Below are 17,850 nucleotides of genomic sequence, written 5' to 3' on the forward strand. Positions count from 1 at the left end.
ATCATAGCATGCGCCCGCCCCGGCGGCGGGGCAGGAAATGGTAGTTGGCCGCGGCGGCAGAACGATTTTGCAGGCCCGGGAAGGCGAAGTCGCCGCCGGGCATGACCCGACAATCGCGTTCTAGCTTAAATCGACATTTTTACTGCCGAACAGCCAGGTGAGCACAAAGCCGCACAGGTAGGAGACCGCCAGTCCGCCGGCGTAAACCGCCATCCCGGCGTAAATCCCGCTGCCGGAGGTCATCAGCGGCAGCGCCACCAGCCCGGACGGACCGAACACGGTGTTCAGGCCGACCGGCAGCCCCAGCCAGGCGATCAGCCCGACGAAGAAGCCGCCGCAGGCGCCGCCGAGGCAGGCGGTAACAAACGGCTTCATCCGCGGCAAGGTGACGCCGTAGATCAGCGGCTCGCCAATCCCGAGGAAGCCCGGAATAATCGCCCCCTTAATCTGGGTTCGCAGCAGCGAATCGCGCTTCGCCCGCCAGAACAGCGCCAGCGCCGCCCCCACCTGCCCGGCCCCGGCCATCGCCAGGATCGGGAACAGCGAGTTAAAGCCCTGGGCATCCACCAGCGCAAAATAGACCGGGACAAACCCCTGATGGACGCCGAACATCACCGCCAGCAGGAACAGACCGGCCAGCACCGCCGAGCCAAACGGATTGCCATTAAGATGCAGGAACAACCACGACATGCCGGTAAACAACCAGCCGCCAATCGGCATGATCACCGTAAAGGTCACCGCGCCCATGATCAGCAGCGTCACCGCCGAGGTGAGGATCATATCGAGGTTGGCCGGCATTACCCGCCGCACCTGGCGTTCAACCCACGCGCCAAGGATGGCGGCGATCAGTACGCCGATGATATTGCCGCGCGGATCGATGCTGTGGCCGAAGAAGGTGGAGATCCCGGCGTAGACGCCGCTGGTCGCCTCCGGGTTGTAGCCCAGCACGAACAGCGAGGCGATAATCGCGCCGTTTACCCCGGAGCCGCCGAACGCCTTCTGAGCGTTATAGCCAATCAGGATGCTCAGGAAGGTGAACATCCCTTTGCTGAAGACCTTCATATAGCCAATCAGCGCCACCAGGCTGGCGTTCGGATGGGCGTTCTCCAGCACGAAAACCTGTTCCGCCAGGGTGGCGAAGCCCAGCAGCAGCCCGACGGCGATAAAGCCGGGGATTAGCGGCGTAAAGATGGTGGCGAATTTGGCGAGAAACTTCTGCACCGCGCTGGTCTGCTTGCCCTTCAGCGCCTGTTTTCTCTCCGCCGCGACATCGGCCAGCGACGGCGCGGCGGGGGCCTCCTCCAGCAGGCCGTTCATCATCTCGGCGGCGGTTTGCGCTTTGCCGGGGCCGAGCACTACCTGGAACTGCTCGTCGCTGACGATCACCCCCATCACGCCGTCAATCTGGCGGATGGCGGTGGTGTCGGCCAGCCCTTCATCGCGCAGGGTCAAGCGCAGGCGCGTCATGCAGTTGCCCGCCTGCGCGACGTTTGCGGCGCCGCCCACGTGGGCGAGGATCCGCGCTATCATCTCTTTCGTTATTTTTGCCATTGCCCGTTACCTGTCTGTCGGCGCTCAGGTGTTGCTGAGCGCCTTGCGGATATAGCCGTTGTTTTTTGCCAGCAGCGACTGCGCCTCTTCGGCGCTTAAGCCCGCCAGCACCATCACGATCGCGGTTTTACAGTGGCGGCCGCAGGCCTCCAGCGCCTTCTGGGCGGCGGGGCGATCGCAGTCGGTCGCCTCCATCACGATGGAAACCTGGCGCTCAATCAGCTTGGCGTTTGTCGCTTCGACGTCGACCATCAGGTTGCTGTAGACCTTGCCGATGCGGATCATCGCCCCGGTGGAGATCATGTTCAGCACCAGCTTCTGCGCGGTGCCGGCTTTCAGGCGGGTCGAGCCGGTCACCACCTCCGGGCCGACGACCGGGGTGATGGCGACGTCCGCCAGCTGGGCCATTTCGCCATGCGGGTTACAGCTGACGATGGCGACAAAGGCATTCTGGCGATGGGCATACTCCATGGCGCCAATGACGTACGGCGTGCGTCCGCTGGCCGCCAGCCCCACCAGCACATCGCGGTGGCTGAAGTTCAGGTTCTGCAGATCCATCGCCCCCTGCGCTTTGTTGTCTTCCACGTTTTCCACGGCGCTGAGAATCGCTTTATGTCCGCCGGCGATGATCCCCACCACCTGCTCCGGGCGGGTGCCGAAGGTCGGTGGGCATTCGCTGGCATCGAGGATCCCCAGACGCCCTGAGGTGCCCGCGCCGATATAAATCAAGCGGCCACCGGCCTGCAGCGCCGTCGCGACCTTATCCACCACCTCGGCAATCTGCGGCAGATAGGGCGTAATCGCCTGGGCCACCTGCTGGTCTTCCTGGTTTATCACCGTCAGCATCTCAAGGGTGGAAAGGGTGTCAATGTTGGCGCTGTTGGCGTTGCGTCGCTCGGTCAGCAGTTTGCTCAGGTCGATACTCATAGAAACCTCGTTATTCTCAGTCGTGCGCAGTATAAGGAATTATTTATTCCTTGCATGTGAAGAGTATCACGATTAGTACGCGGAGAATAATACGAGAATGGTAGAGATGGCGGGAAATGGTGCGGTAATAAAGATGGAATATTTTATTACCGCACCTGGCGTTTAGCGCGCGCTGCGCGGCTGGCTGAGGCCCATTAGCAGCGCCAGCAGGTAGCAGATCGCCATCGCGAGGCTCATTTTCAGCATCGTTTCGCCACCGAGGCCCGCCAGCGGCGCGGCGATGCCGCCGAAGACAAACATCAGGGTGCCCATCAGCGCGGACGCGGTCCCGGACTGGGCGGCGTCAACGGCGCTCATCGCCTCCGCGCCGGCGACGGTGCTGATGCCGCTCATCAGCGACACGGTAAAGAACAGGCCGACCAGCGCCAGCACCGGCAGCTGCAGCCAGGCAAACAGCAGCATGATCGCCGCGCAGCTCACCGCCAGCGTCAGGCCGCCGCGCAGCAGGCTTTCGGCGCTGAAGCGGCGCGCCAGACGGGAAAAGATCATCGCCGCGATAATCAGCCCGATACCGTTCAGACCGAACAGCAGGCTGAACTGCATGGCGCTCATGCCGTATTCGCTCTGCATCACGAAGGAAGAGGAGCCGATGTAGGAGAACAGTCCGGCCATCATAAAGGCCTGAATCAGGCAGAAGCGTAGAAAACGACGATTCTTCAGCACCGGCTGGCCGGGCCGCTGGCGGGTCGCATTGGTTGCCGCGGCCGGGCGCGTTTCCCGCAGGATAGTCAGGCTCATCACCAGCAGCGCGCCGCCAATGGCGGCCATCGTCCAGAAGAGAATTCGCCAGTCGAAGGCGGTGATCACGTAGCCGCCCAGCACCGGTGACAGAACCGGCGCAATGCCGTTCACCGTCATCAGCAGGGCGAAAAACTGGGTCAGCAGGGTGCCCTGGTATTTATCGCGGGCGATGGAGCGCGACAGCACCGAACCGCCGGCGCCGGCGAAGCCCTGTAAAAAACGCCAGACAATCAGCATGTTGATATCCCTTGTCAGGGCGCACATCGCCGAAGAGAAGATAAACAGCAGCAGGGACAGCGCCAGGGGTTTCAGGCGGCCAATGCGGTCGCTCAGCGGGCCGAAAAACAGCTGACCCAGGCCGAGGCCAATCAGCGCGGCGGTCAGCGACAGCTGGGTCTGGGTGCTGGTGGCCTGCAGTTGCTGAGTTATCTCCGGCAGCGCCGGCAGATAAAAATCCGTGCACAGCGGGCCGATGCCCGACAGCAGGCCGAGGATCAGCGCCCAGGAGAGGGAAACACGTGGCATAACGATTCCTTACAGAAGCCGGGCGCGGCCGCCCGGCGGGTGAAATTAACTGGCGCCGCCGCCCAGCGACTGCCAGAGGGTGATCCGGTTATTGAGGTCGGTCTGCTGCAGGGACAGCAGCGTCGTCTTCGCCGACCACAGCGTGCGCTGGGCCGTAAGCACCGACAGATAATCGCCGACCCCGGCCTGATAGCTCTTCATGGCGATATCCAGCGAGGTCTGCTCGGCGGCGACGTACTGCCGCTGGGCATCGAGCTCTTCGCTCAGCGTTTCCCGGCGGGCCAGCGCATCGGCAACGTCCTTAAAGGCGCTCTGAATCGATTTCTCGTAGGTGGCGATCAGCCCCTTTTTCTCCGCTTCCGCATAGCGCAACTGCGCCAGGTTGCTGCCGCCGGTGAACAGCGGCAGGCTGATGGAGGGGGCGAACGACCACACCTGCATCCCGTGGCTGAACAGTGACGACAGCGAGTCGCTGCCGACCCCGGCGCTGGCGGTCAGGGAAATCGACGGGAAGAAATTCGCCCGCGCCGCGCCGATATCGGCATTGGCGCTCTTCAGGTTGTGCTCCGCTTCCTGTATATCCGGCCGGCGCAGCAGCACCGACGACGACACCCCCGCCGGCACCAGGGCGATGCTGTTATCCCCCAGACTTTCGAGGGTGCCGGGCAGCAGGCTCTCCGGCACGGTTTCCCCCGCCAGCAGGTTAATGGCGTTTTTATCCTGCGCCACCAGCGTGCGGTAGCTGGCGACGCTGGCGCGCGCCTGCTGATAGACGCTTTCCGCCGAGCTTAAATCGCCGGCGGAGGCGGTGCCCACCGCCATCTGGCGGGCGACGATGTTGCGCGAGTTTGCTGCGCTGTCCATGGTCTGCTGCGCCAGCGCCAGATTGCTGTTATCCGTCGCCAGCGTCACCCAGGCGGTGGTCAAATCGGCAATCATCGTCAGTCGGGTATTCTGCGCGGTGAATTCGCTGGCAAGCCAGGTTTCGCGCGCCGCGCGCGACAGGCTCTGGTTCTTGCCAAACAGATCCAGCTCGAAGCTGGAGACCGCGCCGTCGGCCTGCGAAGTTGAGCTCAGGCCGCTGGCCACCGTTTTGCTGCGGGTATGGCTCAGCTCGGCATCGACAGTGGGAAACAGCGACGCCCGCGTCTCGCCGTACTGGGCGCGCGCGGCCTCGATATCGGCCAGCGCCTTTTGCACATCGCGGTTGCTGTTCAGCGCGATACTGACCACTTTTTTCAGCCGCGCGTCATTGACCACTTTCTGCCAGTCGCCGACCACCGCCGTCGATTCGCCGTGCGCCCCGGGCAGGGTGGCCGGCACCGGCGCGGCCGGGCGATCATAATGCGGGTCAAGCGAGACGCAGCCCGCGGTCAGGAGCGCGATAAACATAAAACTCAAACGAAACATACTTTACTCCTGAGAAGGACGTTGGCGAGTGAAGAAGCGTTTCACCAGCACGAAGAACAGCGGCACAAAGAACACCGCCAGCAGGGTGGCCGTCAGGGTGCCGCCGATGATGCCGGTGCCGATCGCCACGCGGCTGTTGGCCCCGGCGCCAGTGGCGACGGCCAGCGGCAGCACCCCGGCAATAAACGCCAGCGAGGTCATGACAATGGGGCGCAGACGGGTCTGCGCGGCGCGGATCGCCGCCCGGGAGAGCGAATACCCCTCATCCACGGCGGATTCAGCGAACTCGACGATCAGAATGGCGTTCTTCGACGACAGGCCGATGGTGGTCAGCAGCGCCACCTGGAAGTAAACGTCATTGCTTAAGCCGCGCAGCGTCGCCGCCAGCGCCGCGCCGAGCAGGCCGAGCGGGATGACCATGATCACCGAGAACGGCACCGACCAGCTCTCATACAGCGCCGCCAGGCACAGGAACACCACCAGAATCGAAATGGCGTACAGGCTCATCGCCTGGCCGCTGGCCAGCTTTTCCTGCAGCGAAATGCCGCTCCACGCCCAGGTGGAGCCCGCCGGCAGGCTGTCGGCCAGCTTTTCCATCTTGTCCATCGCCGCGCCGGAGCTGAAGCCGGCGGCGTTTTCGCCCTGGATCTCAAAGGCGGCGGAGCCGTTGTAGCGCACCAGGCTTTCCGGGCCGTATTGCCAGTGGGTGGTGGCGAAGGCGGAGAACGGCGTCATGCTGTTATCGCTGCCGCGAACGAACCATTTGCCAAGGTCGGAGGGCACCGCGCGCGCGTCGCTCTCGCCCTGGATATAGACCTTCTTCACCCGGCCGCGATCGATAAAGTCATTCACGTAGGCGCCGCCCCAGGCGCTGGAGAGCGTATCGGTCACGTCGCTCAGCGACAGCCCCAGCGAGACCGCTTTGTTGTTATCGATATCCACCTGCAGCTGCGGCATCTGCGGCAGGTCGTTGGCGCGCACCGACTGCAGCTCGCCGCTCTGGTTGGCCGCCGCCAGTAGCTGACTGCGCAGCTTCATCAGGCTGTCGCGGTCGGTACCGCCGCTGGCCATCAGCTCGAAGGTGAAGCCGTTGCTCTGTCCGAGACCGTCCACCGACGGCGGCGTCATGGCGAACAGGGTGGCGTCGCGGATCGCCCCAAGTTCTTTGTTGGCGCGCAGGGCGATGGCCTGGGCGGTATTGTCGTCGCCTTTGCGCTGCGACCAGTTGTTCAGCGACACGAAGGCCATCCCGGCGTTCTGACCGCTGCCGCTAAAGCTGAAGCCGTCGACGGTGAAAATGACGTTGGTATTGGCTTTCTCTTTCGTCAGGAACCAGTTGGTTACCTGGCGGCGCACCTCGGCGGTGCGCACCGCAGTGGCCCCGGCGGGCAGGGTGTACTGGACCATGATCTCGCCCTGGTCCTCCACCGGCAGGAAGCTGCCCGGCAGTTTCCACATCGCCAGCGCCATCGCCCCGCAAATCAGGACGTAAGCGCCCATCATCACCGCGCCCCGGCGCAGGCCGCCGAGCACGCGGCGCTGGTAGCCCGCTTCCGTACGCCCCCACAGGCGGTTAAACGCGCCGAAGAACCCTTTGGTATGAGGCCTGGAGTGGCTGAGCAGCGCGCCGCACAGCGCCGGGGTGAGGGTCAGGGCCACCACCACCGACAGCATCATCGCTGAGATAATGGTCACCGAGAACTGGCGATAAATGACCCCGGTCGAGCCGCCGAAGAAGGCCATCGGCAGGAACACCGCCGACAGCACCAGGGCGATCGCCACCAGCGCGCCGGAGATTTCGCCCATCGATTTTTCGGTGGCTTCACGGGCGGGCAGCCCTTCGTCGCGCATAATGCGCTCGACGTTCTCCACCACCACGATGGCGTCGTCCACCAGCAGGCCGATCGCCAGCACCATGGCGAACAGCGTCAGGGTGTTAATCGAGTAGCCGAACAGCGCCAGCACCCCGAAGGTGCCGAGCAGCACCACCGGCACCGCCACCGCCGGAATGAGCGTCGCGCGGAAATTCTGCAGGAACAGATACATCACACAGACCACGAGAACGATCGCTTCGAACAGGGTCTGAATCACGTCCTCGACCGAAATTTTAATAAACTCGGTGCTGTCCTTCGGATAGGCGATATCGTATCCCTGCGGCATCTGACGCTGGAATTCGGCGATCTTGCTTTTCACCAGGGTCGCGGTATCCAGCGCGTTGGCGCCGGGGGCCATCATCACCGCGATCCCGGCGGCCGGATGGCCGTTCAGATTGGCGGTAGCGGTATAATCCTCGCTGCCCATCTCCACCCGCGCGACATCGCTCAGGCGCACCACCGAGCCGTCGGCCTGGCTTTTCACGATGATCGCTTTGAACTGATCGGGGGTTTGCAGCCGCGACTGCGCGCGTACGGTGGCGGTCAGCTGCTGGGCGCTGGACGACGGCAGGGCGCCGATTTTACCGGCGGAGATCTGCACGTTCTGCGCCTCAATCGCCGACTGGACGTCGGAAGGCATCAGCGAGTAGGAGGCGAGTTTGGTCGGATCCATCCAGACGCGCATCGCGTATTCGGCGCCGAACACCTGCAGGCTGCCGACGCCCTCCACGCGCGCCAGCGGATCCTGCAGGTTGCTGACCAGCCAGTCGGAGATATCGGAGCTGGTGGCGCGGTCGGTTTTGTCATACACCGCGAGGATCAGCAGGAAGCTGCTCTGCGATTTTTCCACCGTCACGCCGGACTGCTGGACTTCGCTCGGCAGCCGCGATTCCGCCTGCTGGACTTTGTTCTGCACCTGCACCTGGGCGGTGTCCGGGTCGGTCCCCTGCTCAAAGGTGACGGTGATGCTGACCGAGCCGTCGGAGCTGCTGGTAGAGCTGAAGTAGAGCAGATGGTCGAGGCCGGTAAGCTGCTGCTCGATGACCTGGGTGACGCTGTTCTCCAGGGTTTCGGCAGAGGCGCCGGTATAGGTGGCGGAGATTTTCACCGCCGGCGGGGCGACGTCCGGATACTGGCCCACCGGTAGGGTGCGGATCGCCAGCACGCCGGCGAGCATAATCAGAATGGCGATCACCCAGGCAAAGACCGGGCGACGCACGAAGAAACGGGAGAACATCAGGCGTTGCCTCCGTTATTGTTGACGGCAACGGCCTTCACCGTCTGGCCAGGGGCCACTTTACCGGTGCCTTCGACGATCAGCTTGTCGCCCGCTTTCAGGCCGCTCAGCACCAGCCATTTATCGCCGTAGGTGTCGCCGGTTTCCACGGCGCGCTGCGCAACTTTGTTGTCGGCATCGACCACCAGCGCCGTGGCGTTGCCTTTGGCATCGCGGGTAATCCCCTGCTGCGGGGCGAGGATCGCGTCGTTCATGATGCCTTCATCGATGCGCGCGCGAACAAACATCCCCGGCAACAGGACGTGCTGCGGGTTGGGGAAGATAGCGCGCAGGGTTACCGAGCCGGTGGATTCATCGACGGCGACTTCGGTGAGCGCCAGACGCCCTTTTTCCTGATAGGTGCTGCCATCTTCCAGGGTTAACGTCACGCTGAGGGTGTCGCTGTTGCTGGCCAGGCTTTGTTTGCGTAAGCGCAGGAGATCGACGCTGGATCGCGTCAGATCGACATACATGGTGTCGAGCCCGCGGATCGTCGCCAGCGCGGTATCCTGATCGGCGGAGACCAGCGCCCCCGGCGTGACCGACGAGATGCCGATACGCCCGGCAATCGGCGCGGTGACGGTGGTCCAGTTCAGGTTGATGCGCGCGCTCTCCAGCGCCGCTTTCTTCGATTCCACGCTGGCCTTGTCCTGGGCGCAGGTGGAGGCGGCGTCGTCGGCATCCTGGCGGGAGACGCCGTTATCCCGGACCAGCGACGCGTAGCGCTGAGCCTTCTGGCAGTCGGAGACTACCAGCGCCTGGGCCTGTTTCAGCGCCGCCGCCGCTTCGTTCCAGGTCGCGCGATAGCTGGAGGGATCGATCTGGTAAAGGGCCTGCCCGGCCTTCACCATATCGCCTTCGGTAAACAGGCGCTTCTGGATGATGCCGCCCACCTGCGGGCGTACTTCGGCGCTGAGCGAGGCGGTGGTGCGGCCGGTGAGCTGGCTGACTACCGGAACCGGCTGGCTTTGCAGAGTGACCACGCCCACTTCCGGCGTGGGTTGCTGCGGGGCAGATGTCTGCGCATTATCGCATCCGCTAAGGAGAAATAATGCTGTCGCGATGGGAGCTATGATGTATTTCATTATATTTTCTCAAGATATAAGACGTCCGCCCCGTTTATTTAAAAACGAGGGAATAGGTTGGGCGCTGAGGCATTTTCGGCTAAGCGAAAATGACAAAAAAGGAACACAGATGTTCCTGAACGTGATTGTTATTGTGTCTCCGCTGAAGCCAACCTCTTCGGCCTTCAGGAGGTGAAAAGCGCATCTCCTCTGGTTTGTGGTGAGAATGATCATTCTCATTTTTTGCCATTATACGATCCGCCGCGATAATGGAAAGGTTTTTTTGCTTACTTTTAGAACGCAAAAAATTAAGGCAAATAATCATGGAGAAAATAAGAATTTTTTGTGAAAGTGGAGAGGGAAAATAACCATTCGGCATCGCGATACTGGAGATAGTTAATGGCGTTAATCATTACAAAAAGCATTAATCCCGACGATCAACAAGAATTATTCGCCGGTCTGCGGCACTATAATCAGCAGTATCTTGATGCGGCGCAGTTTGGCGATCTGGGGGTTTACTCCCGCGATGCACAAGGGGTGATGCAGGGCGGGCTGATTGCCAAACGCAAAGGCAACTGGCTGTGTATTGAGTATCTGTGGGTCAGCGAGGCGACCCGCGGACGCGGTCTGGGAAGCGAGCTGATGCAGGAGGCGGAGCGGCAGGCGCAGGCGCTGGGCTGCAGCCATCTGCTGGTGGATACCTTTAGCTTCCAGGCGCTGCCGTTTTATCAGAAATTAGGCTATCAGTTGCAGATGTCGCTGCCCGACTTCCCGCACGCGGGGATGCAGCGTCACTATTTGTCGAAAGCGCTGTAACGATCCTGATATCGCCGGGCGGTCAGGTACCGTACCTGTGATTGTGCCGGATGGCGGCATAAATGCCTTATCCGGCCTACACCGTTCTCCCATAGTTTCGCCCCACCCAGGACCGGCAAGCGCAGCGCCGCCGGGCAGGATATCAGGCACGTCACCTGTATTCTTGCCGGGTGGCGGCTGTCCCCTTACCCGTCCTGGGGTTCGTGCTGTGCCCGTCATGATGCCGAGCGGCCTGTTGTTGATATACCCACTTGCGCGACTGAAACTGCCGTTGCTGGCGGCCTCAAAATCGCTGAGACGTTCCCGGAAGGCCGGGGCAGCCCGCATGGATGCGGGCTGAGGGCCGTGTTTTGCATGGACGCTGCCTCGGCCCGACCCGAAGCCTGCAGGGATAAGTTGAAGGGACCGCGTAGCGGCGATTTTGCTGGCCGGAGCCCGGGAGTACAGGGGGCGGCGGCGACTGGCCACCCCCTGTGCGCTCCCTGCTCCATAAGAGACATAACGCAGAAGATCAACCGGGAGCGCAATCTGCCCGGATATAACACGGGAGTGGTAGCCCTGCTAAACGTTGTGGCCCTGCCAAACATAGTGCGAACAGGGACATTTCCGGTTGTGCCGTTATTTCGCCGGGTGGCGGCTGCGCCTGACCCGGCCTACGGCTGTAGCCCTGCTAAGCGTAGCGCGAGCAGGGAAAATCCCGGATGGCGGCGCGTGGCGCCTTATCCGGGCTACAAAAGCTTTTGCCGGGCGGCGGCTGCGCTTAACCCCCGACGCCGTGGCCCATCAACGCCAGCGCGTGGCTGACGATGGTCTGGCGGTTGACCGCCTGTAAACGCGGATCGCTGTGGATGCGCGAAAACGGCACCAGCACCAGGCTAATCACCGTGGTAAACAGCAGCTCCGGCGACAGCGCCGGGTTAATCTTGCCCTCCAGCTGCCAGCGGCGCACTGCCTCCAGCATCACCTGAAAACGCTCCTCGCCGAAGCGGGCATCCATATGCTGACGCAGGATCGGCATCTCGCCGATGATCTCCTGCATCCACAGCGGCGCGAACCAGGCGTTCTTCTCCGCCATATGCGCCAGCGTTTCGACCATCATCGTCAGCGCCAGCACCGGGTCCTGCGGATGGTCGACAAAGATGCGGCTGATGTGGTTGCGCAGCGGCATAAAGCGCTCCTCAATCAGCTGCGTCACCAGCGCATCCCGCGAACTGAAATAGTAATGCAGCATCGCCGGCGTTACCCCGGCCTCTTTGGCGATGGCGTTCAACGACACGCGGGCCGCACCGTCGCGGGCAAACAGCGTCAGGGCGATGTCCATCAGCTGTTCGCGGTTGGCGGTACCCGATTTTTTTCCACGCGGTCGCCCCGGGCGGCGGGGGGCATTCTGATCCTTTTGTGCTGTCATGATATGGCGATCTCTTGACCCGACTCATTCTTTCACTAAATATTAATTATGCATTTAATTAATTTCAAGCGAGCGTTGTGATGACTACTCAAGTCGCAAACCCACCGGTGCAGTCGATACGCCTGCTGTTCAGCGCATTGCTACTGGTGATGCTGCTCTCCGCGCTGGATCAGACCATTGTCTCCACCGCGCTGCCGACGATTGTCGGCGAACTGGGGGGGCTGGACAAGCTTTCCTGGGTGGTCACCGCCTATATCCTCAGCTCCACCATCGCGGTGCCGCTGTACGGTAAATTCGGCGATCTGTTCGGTCGCAAAATCGTGCTGCAGGTGGCGATTGGGCTGTTTCTCGTCGGCTCCGCCCTCTGCGGGCTGGCGCAAAACATGACCCAGCTGGTGCTGATGCGCGGCCTGCAGGGGCTCGGCGGCGGCGGCCTGATGGTGATCAGCATGGCGGCGGTGGCCGACGTCATCCCGCCCGCCAACCGCGGCCGCTATCAGGGGCTGTTCGGTGGCGTTTTTGGCCTGGCGACGGTGATCGGCCCGCTGATCGGCGGCTTTCTGGTGCAACACGCCTCCTGGCGCTGGATCTGCCGCTGGGCCTCTTCGCGCTGCTGGTGATCGGCGCGGTATTCCACAGCAGCAATAAACGCAGCCAGCATCAGATTGACTGGCTGGGAGCGATTTACCTCAGCATGGCGTTGCTGTGTATCATCCTGTTTACCTCGGAAGGGGGCAGCGTCCATGCCTGGAATGACCCGCAGCTGTGGTGCATTCTGGCCTTCGGCATCGTGGGTGTCATCGGCTTTATCTACGAAGAGCGGATGGCCGCCGAGCCGATTATTCCGCTGTCGCTGTTCCGCAACCGCAGCTTCCTGCTGTGCAGCCTGATCGGCTTCGTCATCGGCATGTCGCTGTTCGGGTCGGTCACCTTCCTGCCGCTCTATCTGCAGGTGGTGAAGGAGGCAACCCCCACCGAGGCCGGGCTGCAGCTGATCCCCCTGATGGGCGGCCTGCTGCTGACCTCGGTTATCAGTGGGCGGATCATCAGCCGGACCGGTAAATATCGCCTGTTTCCGATCCTCGGCACCCTGCTTGGCGTGACCGGCATGGTGCTGCTGACCCGGATCGCCATTCACTCGCCGCTGTGGCAGCTGTACCTGTTTACCGGCGTGCTGGGGGCGGGTCTGGGGCTGGTGATGCAGGTGCTGGTCCTGGCGGTGCAGAACGCGATGCCGGCGAAGCTGTACGGCGTGGCCACTTCCGGCGTGACCCTGTTCCGCTCGATCGGCGGCTCCATCGGCGTGGCGCTGTTTGGCGCGGTGTTCACACACGTACTGCAGAGCAACCTGCAAAAGCTGTTGCCGGAAGGCGCGGTACTGCCGCCGGGAATGAATCCGGTGGCGGTGCAGCACCTGCCCGCGGATATCCGCCTCGACTATCTCGACGCCTTCGGCGCGGCGATCCACGCGGCGTTCCTGATGGCGGCCGGCATTATGGCGGTGGCGTTTGTCCTCTCCTGGCTGTTAAAGGAGGCGCCGCTGAAGACCGCGACGCACTAAGCGGCCCCGGCGATGCGCAGCAGCGCCTGACGCAGCGCCGGCGCGGCAAAATCGATAAATTTTCGCAGCTTAAGCGGCGCCAGGTCCCGCGCGGTATACAGCAAATGGACCGGCGCCGGTTCCGGCTCGACGCGTTCCAGCAGCAGACGGAGCTCACCCTGTCGCAGGCCGTCCAGCGCCTGATAGTGCAGTAAGCGAGCTACGCCCACCCCCAGCCGCGCGGCATCAGCAGCGCTCTCCGGCGTGGTGACCGATAGCGCCGGCGGCAGATTAATTAGCTGGTCCTCGCGCTCAGCGGCGCGAAAGCGCCAGCCGCGATAGGGCATCGGCGATTCAATACGGATGATCGGCAGCGCCGCCAGATCGCGCGGCCGCTGCGGCTCGCCGTATTTCGCCAGCAGCGCCGGATGGGCACAGGCCACAATGCGCATCCTGCCGAGGCGGGTGGCCACCATGCTGCTGTCCGCCAGGTCGCCAATCCGCACCGCCAGATCGATATGGTCGCCCACCAGGTCGGCGTTACGATCGCTGAGCAGCAAACGGACGCGAATTTGCGGGTAACGGGCGATAAATTCAGCGATCACCGGGAGAACGTGCTGGCGTCCAAACATCGTCGGCGCAGAGATCACCAGCTCGCCTTTCGGCTCCTGATACTCGCCCGTCGCCTGGCGTTCGGCGTTTTCCACCTCCTCGAGGGTCCGCCGCGCGGCGGCGACATAATCGACCCCAGCGTCGGTGAGCGTCAGTTTGCGGGTGGTCCGCGCCAGCAGGCGCACTCCCAGCGTGTTCTCCAGCTCGCCGATATGGCGGCTGACGGTGGTCAACGGCATATTCAGCGCCCGCGCCGCCGCTGACATACTCCCCAGCTCGGTCACTTTCACCAGCAGCGCCATCGCGCTTAATCGATCCATTATTCTCCCGGTTTCTGGAAAGATGATTGCCACTATACCAGTATTATCATTTTTCGCAGTACAGTCCATGATGGCGCCAGACAACAGGAGGCGCTATGGCAGCAACCTTTCTCGATATCGCCATCACCCCGGACGTGATGGATGTGCAGCATGAAATGGGCAGCGACCAGCTGTGGCAAACGCCGCATAGCCGCCGCCAGGCCGACCGCTTCGGCGACAGCGAAGCGGGGATGATCGCCACCCGCGACAGCTTCTATCTGGCGACGGTGTCGCAGAGCGGCTGGCCCTATGTCCAGCACCGCGGCGGCCCGCCGGGGTTTCTGCATCTGCTGGATGACACCACCCTGGCGATGGCGGATTTCGGCGGTAACCGTCAGTACATCACCACCGGCAACCTGCGCGGCAGCGACCGGGCCTGCCTGTTTTTGATGGATTATCCACGCCGTGCCAGGCTGAAAATCTACGCCACCGTCGAGGTCGTGGCGGCAGAGGACCACCCGCAGCTGCTGGCGCAGGTAGCGCCGGCCAACTATCGCGCCCGCATCGAGCGCCTGTTTCTCTTTCATCTGCAGGCGTTTGACTGGAACTGCCCGCAGCACATTACGCCGCGCTACAGCGCGCAGCAGGTGGCGGAGTACAGCCAGAACCTGCAGCAACGTATTCATGACCTGGAGCAGGAGAATCAGCGCCTGCAGCAGCAATTAGCCCGCAGAGGAGAGTCAGCATGACCGAACAACGTCCCCCGTTACCGCCGTTTACCCGCGACAGCGCTATCCAGAAGGTCCGCGCCGCGGAAGATGGCTGGAACAGCCGCGATGCCGAAAAGGTCGCTCTGGCCTACACCGTGGACAGCGAATGGCGCAACCGCAGCGAGTTTGTTCACGGCAGGAGGGAAATTGTCGAATTCCTGCAGCGGAAATGGCGCAAAGAGCAGCAATATCGGCTGATTAAGGAGCTGTGGGCATGGCAGGAAAATCGTATCGCCGTGCGCTTCGCCTACGAGTGGTGCGACGACAGCGGCAACTGGTTTCGCTCGTACGGCAATGAAAACTGGGAGTTTGATCAGCATGGACTGATGCAGACGCGCTACGCCTGCATCAACGATCTGCCGATCGCTGAAAGCGAGCGCCTGTTCCACTGGCCCCAGGGGCGTCGCCCGGACGATCATCCGGGGCTCAGCGATCTGGGGCTGTAAAACCGGCGCTGCGCGACGGATTAATCGGCTTTCGGGAAGTCGACCACCGTGTCGTTAACCCGGTTCACCATGTTGGTGAACAGGATCGCGCTGATGGCGCTGATAATCTCAATCACCTGCTGGTCACTAAAACCGGCGTTGCGTAGCGCGGCGACGTCGGCTTCCGGCAGCGTACCGGTGGTGGTGACCAGAGTCTGCGCAAATTTCACCAGCGCATCAAGCTGTGTCTCTTCCGCATACGCCCCGCGGCGCAGGGCGTGGATCTGCTCGCTGCTGAAGCCGGCTTTTTTCGCCATCAGGGTGTGCGCGGCCAGGCAGTAGTCACAGCCGGTGGCTTCGCTGACTGACAGATTAATCGCCTCCAGCTGTTGGGCGCTGAGGCTGCCTTTATGGAGCATCGCATTGTGCGCCAGCGCCTGCTGCAACGCCGCCGGCGAGTGGCCGCCGATGGTCAGGTAGGCGTTTGGCACTTTGCCCATCGCTTTTTTGATCCCGGCGAAAATATCGGCGGCTTTGCCAGTGGCGTCTTGTTCACGGATATCAGCTAAACGGCTCATGGTTAACTCCTGTTGTTATCGAGGGTGTGTGTTGGCATTGGGGTCATCTTAGGCCGTTGCCGCATGCTAGACTGGCGGTCTTCGTCTCACCTTTTTGTCTTATCGTCTCAGGAGAAGCATGGACAGTCTCAGTCATCTGCTGGCGCTGCTGGCGCCGCGCTGCGAAGTGAACCTGCACTGTCGCTTCGGCGGCCGCTGGCAGGCCGGGCACCAGCAAATGCGCAGCGGCGTGGTGCCGTGGCACGTGGTGCTGCGCGGTGAGGGGCGGCTTAACGTCGGCGGCCAGACTCATCACCTGCGCGCGGGAGATGTGGTCCTCCTGCCGCACGGTTCGCCGCATCTGATGGAGAGCCTGGTGGAGTGGGGCCAGGTGCTGCCGGTAGCGCACCGGTTTAACGGCACGGTGACGGAAATGCGCGCCGGCCCGGCGGAGGGGGCGCTGGAGATGCTGTGCGGCGAATTTTATTTTGGTCCGCACGTTAGCTGGCTGTTCACTGAGGCATCGACGCTGATCCATCTCCATACCGATACGCGCGAAGACTGCCCGGAGCTGCAGCCGTTGCTTAACATACTGGTCCGCGAAAGCCTGGCGCAGCGTCCCGGCGGCAGCGCTATCGTGCGCAGCCTCGGCGATACGCTGCTGGTGCTGCTGCTGCGCATGCTGCTTGGCGAGCAGCAGCCGCCCGGCGGGCTGCTGCGTCTGATGAGCGATGAACGCCTGATGCCGGCGGTGCTGGCGGTGATGGCGACCCCGGAGCAGCCGTGGACGCTGGAAACCATGGCCGCCCGCGCCTTTCTGTCGCGGGCCACCTTTGCCCGTCATTTTGCCCGCGTTTATCACCTGACGCCGCAGGCGTGGCTGTCGCAGCTGCGAATGGCGCTGGCCGCCCGGCTGCTGCGCCTGGAGCGTCAGACCAACCTCGAGGTGATTGCCGAACGCTGCGGCTTTCAGTCGCTGGCGTCCTTCTCGAAGCGTTTCAAAATGCGCTATGGCGTGACGCCGGGCGAGTGGCGACGGGGCTAGTGCTTCGCTCTGGGGAAGATGATTTTATTTCCAGTTGCGTGGTTTGCTGTTTATTACCCCACCCGAAAGTCGCTATAGTTTTGCACGAAAAAAACAATGACAGTCAGGACGGACAGGGTGAAGAGGATGAGATTACGTTTACGTGCCGCCGCCGCGGTAATGCTGGCGGGTCTGGCGCTGGTCGGCTGCGACCAAAAGGGTAATGAAGCGAAGCACATTAAGGTCGGCGTGATTAATGGCGCTGAACAGGATGTGGCGGAAGTGGCGAAGAAGGTGGCCAAAGAGAAGTATGGTCTGGAGGTAGAGCTGGTGGGGTTCAGCGGCTCGCTGTTGCCTAACGAATCGACCAACGCCGGGGATCTGGACGCCAACGTCTTCCAGCATCGGCCTTTCCTTGAGCAGGACAACAAAGCGCATAACTACCATCTGGTGGCGGTCGGCAATACCTTCGTCTTCCCGATGGCCGGCTATTCGCGCAAGATCAAGTCAGTCGCCGAACTGAACGACGGCGCGACGATCGCCATCCCCAACGACCCGACCAATCTCGGGCGGGCGCTGCTGCTGTTGCAAAAAGAGAAGCTGATTACCCTCAAAGCCGGCACCGGCCTGCTGCCGACGGCGGTGGATATCACCGACAACCCGCATCACCTGAGAATTATGGAGCTGGAAGGGGCGCAGCTGCCGCGCGTACTCGACGATCCTAAAGTCGACGTGGCCATCATCAGCACCACCTACCTGCAGCAAACCGGGCTGTCGCCGGTTCGCGATGGCATCTTTATCGAAGATAAAAACTCGCCCTACGTGAACATCATCGTGACCCGTGAAGACAATAAAGACGCGGAAAACGTGAAGGAGTTTATGCAGTCGTACCAGTCGCCGGAGGTGGCGAAGGCGGCTGAGACTATCTTCAACGGCGGCGCGGTGCCGGGCTGGTAAGCCAACACACAGGG

At 62.4% G+C, this 17,850-nt stretch carries 16 protein-coding genes and 1 pseudogene; 7 read left to right on the forward strand and 10 right to left on the reverse strand.

Annotated features, from left to right (window positions below):
- Window positions 1–120: 120 nt before the first annotated feature.
- The 6 genes from murP to eefA all read right to left on the reverse strand — a co-directional run bounded on the left by murP (window position 121) and on the right by eefA (window position 9,449).
- Entirely contained in the window at window positions 121–1,551 is a 1,431-nt protein-coding gene (murP, locus tag ABLU73_RS14430) for a PTS N-acetylmuramic acid transporter subunit IIBC (RefSeq protein ID WP_049003859.1), read from the reverse strand.
- 24 nt (window positions 1,552–1,575) lie between these two features.
- Window positions 1,576–2,478 carry an N-acetylmuramic acid 6-phosphate etherase gene (murQ, locus tag ABLU73_RS14435; RefSeq protein ID WP_348850247.1) on the reverse strand — a complete coding sequence of 301 codons (903 nt, stop codon included), beginning with the start codon at window positions 2,476–2,478 and terminating at the stop codon, window positions 1,576–1,578.
- Window positions 2,479–2,640: 162 nt separating this feature from the next.
- On the reverse strand, window positions 2,641–3,804 hold the full coding sequence (locus tag ABLU73_RS14440) for a multidrug effflux MFS transporter (protein ID WP_017900179.1): 1,164 nt from the start codon (window positions 3,802–3,804) through the stop codon (window positions 2,641–2,643).
- Between the two features lie 45 nt (window positions 3,805–3,849).
- A complete protein-coding gene (gene eefC / locus ABLU73_RS14445) occupies window positions 3,850–5,214 on the reverse strand; it encodes a multidrug efflux RND transporter outer membrane subunit EefC (protein WP_004205125.1) in 1,365 nt (454 codons plus the stop codon).
- 3 nt (window positions 5,215–5,217) lie between these two features.
- On the reverse strand, window positions 5,218–8,325 hold the full coding sequence (eefB, locus tag ABLU73_RS14450) for a multidrug efflux RND transporter permease subunit EefB (RefSeq protein WP_348850248.1): 3,108 nt from the start codon (window positions 8,323–8,325) through the stop codon (window positions 5,218–5,220).
- On the reverse strand, window positions 8,325–9,449 hold the full coding sequence (gene eefA / locus ABLU73_RS14455; RefSeq protein ID WP_032456753.1) for a multidrug efflux RND transporter periplasmic adaptor subunit EefA: 1,125 nt from the start codon (window positions 9,447–9,449) through the stop codon (window positions 8,325–8,327). The genes eefB and eefA overlap by 1 nt, the downstream gene beginning before the upstream one ends.
- A 205-nt stretch (window positions 9,450–9,654) precedes the next feature.
- Between eefA and ABLU73_RS14460 the strand changes: the two genes are divergently transcribed.
- On the forward strand, window positions 9,655–9,777 hold the full coding sequence (locus tag ABLU73_RS14460; protein ID WP_032426094.1) for a hypothetical protein: 123 nt from the start codon (window positions 9,655–9,657) through the stop codon (window positions 9,775–9,777).
- Here the strand turns inward: ABLU73_RS14460 and ABLU73_RS14465 are convergent.
- Window positions 9,737–9,853 carry a hypothetical protein gene (locus tag ABLU73_RS14465; RefSeq protein WP_032431163.1) on the reverse strand — a complete coding sequence of 39 codons (117 nt, stop codon included), beginning with the start codon at window positions 9,851–9,853 and terminating at the stop codon, window positions 9,737–9,739. The two genes, ABLU73_RS14460 and ABLU73_RS14465, sit on opposite strands and share 41 nt — an antisense overlap.
- Between ABLU73_RS14465 and ABLU73_RS14470 the strand changes: the two genes are divergently transcribed.
- Window positions 9,828–10,244 carry a GNAT family N-acetyltransferase gene (locus ABLU73_RS14470; protein WP_004205120.1) on the forward strand — a complete coding sequence of 139 codons (417 nt, stop codon included), beginning with the start codon at window positions 9,828–9,830 and terminating at the stop codon, window positions 10,242–10,244. The two genes, ABLU73_RS14465 and ABLU73_RS14470, sit on opposite strands and share 26 nt — an antisense overlap.
- A 760-nt stretch (window positions 10,245–11,004) precedes the next feature.
- On the opposite strand, the gene ABLU73_RS14475 is transcribed toward ABLU73_RS14470, so the two are convergent.
- Window positions 11,005–11,652: a TetR/AcrR family transcriptional regulator gene (locus ABLU73_RS14475; protein ID WP_017900760.1), complete on the reverse strand. Its 648-nt coding sequence runs from the start codon at window positions 11,650–11,652 to the stop codon at window positions 11,005–11,007.
- An 80-nt stretch (window positions 11,653–11,732) separates the two neighbouring features.
- Between ABLU73_RS14475 and ABLU73_RS14480 the strand changes: the two are divergent.
- Window positions 11,733–13,213 (forward strand): annotated as a pseudogene (locus ABLU73_RS14480) (MDR family MFS transporter).
- On the opposite strand, the gene ABLU73_RS14485 reads toward ABLU73_RS14480, so the two are convergent.
- Window positions 13,210–14,124 carry a LysR substrate-binding domain-containing protein gene (locus tag ABLU73_RS14485; protein WP_348850249.1) on the reverse strand — a complete coding sequence of 305 codons (915 nt, stop codon included), beginning with the start codon at window positions 14,122–14,124 and terminating at the stop codon, window positions 13,210–13,212. The pseudogene ABLU73_RS14480 and the gene ABLU73_RS14485 sit on opposite strands and share 4 nt — an antisense overlap.
- Before the next feature lie 95 nt (window positions 14,125–14,219).
- Between ABLU73_RS14485 and ABLU73_RS14490 the strand changes: the two genes are divergently transcribed.
- Together ABLU73_RS14490 and ABLU73_RS14495 are read left to right on the forward strand one after the other, a co-directional pair.
- Window positions 14,220–14,852 carry a pyridoxamine 5'-phosphate oxidase family protein gene (locus ABLU73_RS14490; RefSeq protein ID WP_023319359.1) on the forward strand — a complete coding sequence of 211 codons (633 nt, stop codon included), beginning with the start codon at window positions 14,220–14,222 and terminating at the stop codon, window positions 14,850–14,852.
- Window positions 14,849–15,319, forward strand: a complete 471-nt coding sequence (locus ABLU73_RS14495; RefSeq protein WP_032456743.1) for a nuclear transport factor 2 family protein — start codon at window positions 14,849–14,851, stop codon at window positions 15,317–15,319. The genes ABLU73_RS14490 and ABLU73_RS14495 overlap by 4 nt, the downstream gene beginning before the upstream one ends.
- Before the next feature lie 20 nt (window positions 15,320–15,339).
- On the opposite strand, the gene ABLU73_RS14500 is transcribed toward ABLU73_RS14495, so the two are convergent.
- Entirely contained in the window at window positions 15,340–15,876 is a 537-nt protein-coding gene (locus ABLU73_RS14500; protein ID WP_004205112.1) for a peroxidase-related enzyme, read from the reverse strand.
- Between the two features lie 118 nt (window positions 15,877–15,994).
- On the opposite strand from ABLU73_RS14500, the gene ABLU73_RS14505 reads away from it, so the two are divergent.
- Together ABLU73_RS14505 and nlpA are read left to right on the forward strand one after the other, a co-directional pair.
- A complete protein-coding gene (locus ABLU73_RS14505) occupies window positions 15,995–16,900 on the forward strand; it encodes an AraC family transcriptional regulator (protein WP_017900756.1) in 906 nt (301 codons plus the stop codon).
- Window positions 16,901–17,026: 126 nt separating this feature from the next.
- The gene (nlpA, locus tag ABLU73_RS14510; RefSeq protein WP_208527437.1) at window positions 17,027–17,836 is read left to right on the forward strand and encodes a lipoprotein NlpA; all 810 of its coding nucleotides are present in this window, start codon (window positions 17,027–17,029) and stop codon (window positions 17,834–17,836) included.
- Window positions 17,837–17,850: the final 14 nt, after the last annotated feature.

Source organism: Klebsiella sp. GG_Kp175, from assembly GCF_040062325.1.
Taxonomy (GTDB): Bacteria; Pseudomonadota; Gammaproteobacteria; order Enterobacterales; family Enterobacteriaceae; genus Klebsiella; species Klebsiella quasipneumoniae.

Bases quoted from the DNA above. Each gene is read 5' to 3' on its own strand.
- murP (WP_049003859.1), bottom strand. From the start codon at position 1,551: ATGGCAAAAATAACGAAAGAGATGATAGCGCGGATCCTCGCCCACGTG.
- murQ (WP_348850247.1), bottom strand. From the start codon at position 2,478: ATGAGTATCGACCTGAGCAAACTGCTGACCGAGCGACGCAACGCCAAC.
- ABLU73_RS14440 (WP_017900179.1), bottom strand. From the start codon at position 3,804: ATGCCACGTGTTTCCCTCTCCTGGGCGCTGATCCTCGGCCTGCTGTCG.
- eefC (WP_004205125.1), bottom strand. From the start codon at position 5,214: ATGTTTCGTTTGAGTTTTATGTTTATCGCGCTCCTGACCGCGGGCTGC.
- eefB (WP_348850248.1), bottom strand. From the start codon at position 8,325: ATGTTCTCCCGTTTCTTCGTGCGTCGCCCGGTCTTTGCCTGGGTGATC.
- eefA (WP_032456753.1), bottom strand. From the start codon at position 9,449: ATGAAATACATCATAGCTCCCATCGCGACAGCATTATTTCTCCTTAGC.
- ABLU73_RS14460 (WP_032426094.1), top strand. From the start codon at position 9,655: ATGATCATTCTCATTTTTTGCCATTATACGATCCGCCGCGATAATGGA.
- ABLU73_RS14470 (WP_004205120.1), top strand. From the start codon at position 9,828: ATGGCGTTAATCATTACAAAAAGCATTAATCCCGACGATCAACAAGAA.
- ABLU73_RS14465 (WP_032431163.1), bottom strand. From the start codon at position 9,853: ATGCTTTTTGTAATGATTAACGCCATTAACTATCTCCAGTATCGCGAT.
- ABLU73_RS14475 (WP_017900760.1), bottom strand. From the start codon at position 11,652: ATGACAGCACAAAAGGATCAGAATGCCCCCCGCCGCCCGGGGCGACCG.
- ABLU73_RS14485 (WP_348850249.1), bottom strand. From the start codon at position 14,124: ATGGATCGATTAAGCGCGATGGCGCTGCTGGTGAAAGTGACCGAGCTG.
- ABLU73_RS14490 (WP_023319359.1), top strand. From the start codon at position 14,220: ATGGCAGCAACCTTTCTCGATATCGCCATCACCCCGGACGTGATGGAT.
- ABLU73_RS14495 (WP_032456743.1), top strand. From the start codon at position 14,849: ATGACCGAACAACGTCCCCCGTTACCGCCGTTTACCCGCGACAGCGCT.
- ABLU73_RS14500 (WP_004205112.1), bottom strand. From the start codon at position 15,876: ATGAGCCGTTTAGCTGATATCCGTGAACAAGACGCCACTGGCAAAGCC.
- ABLU73_RS14505 (WP_017900756.1), top strand. From the start codon at position 15,995: ATGGACAGTCTCAGTCATCTGCTGGCGCTGCTGGCGCCGCGCTGCGAA.
- nlpA (WP_208527437.1), top strand. From the start codon at position 17,027: ATGAGATTACGTTTACGTGCCGCCGCCGCGGTAATGCTGGCGGGTCTG.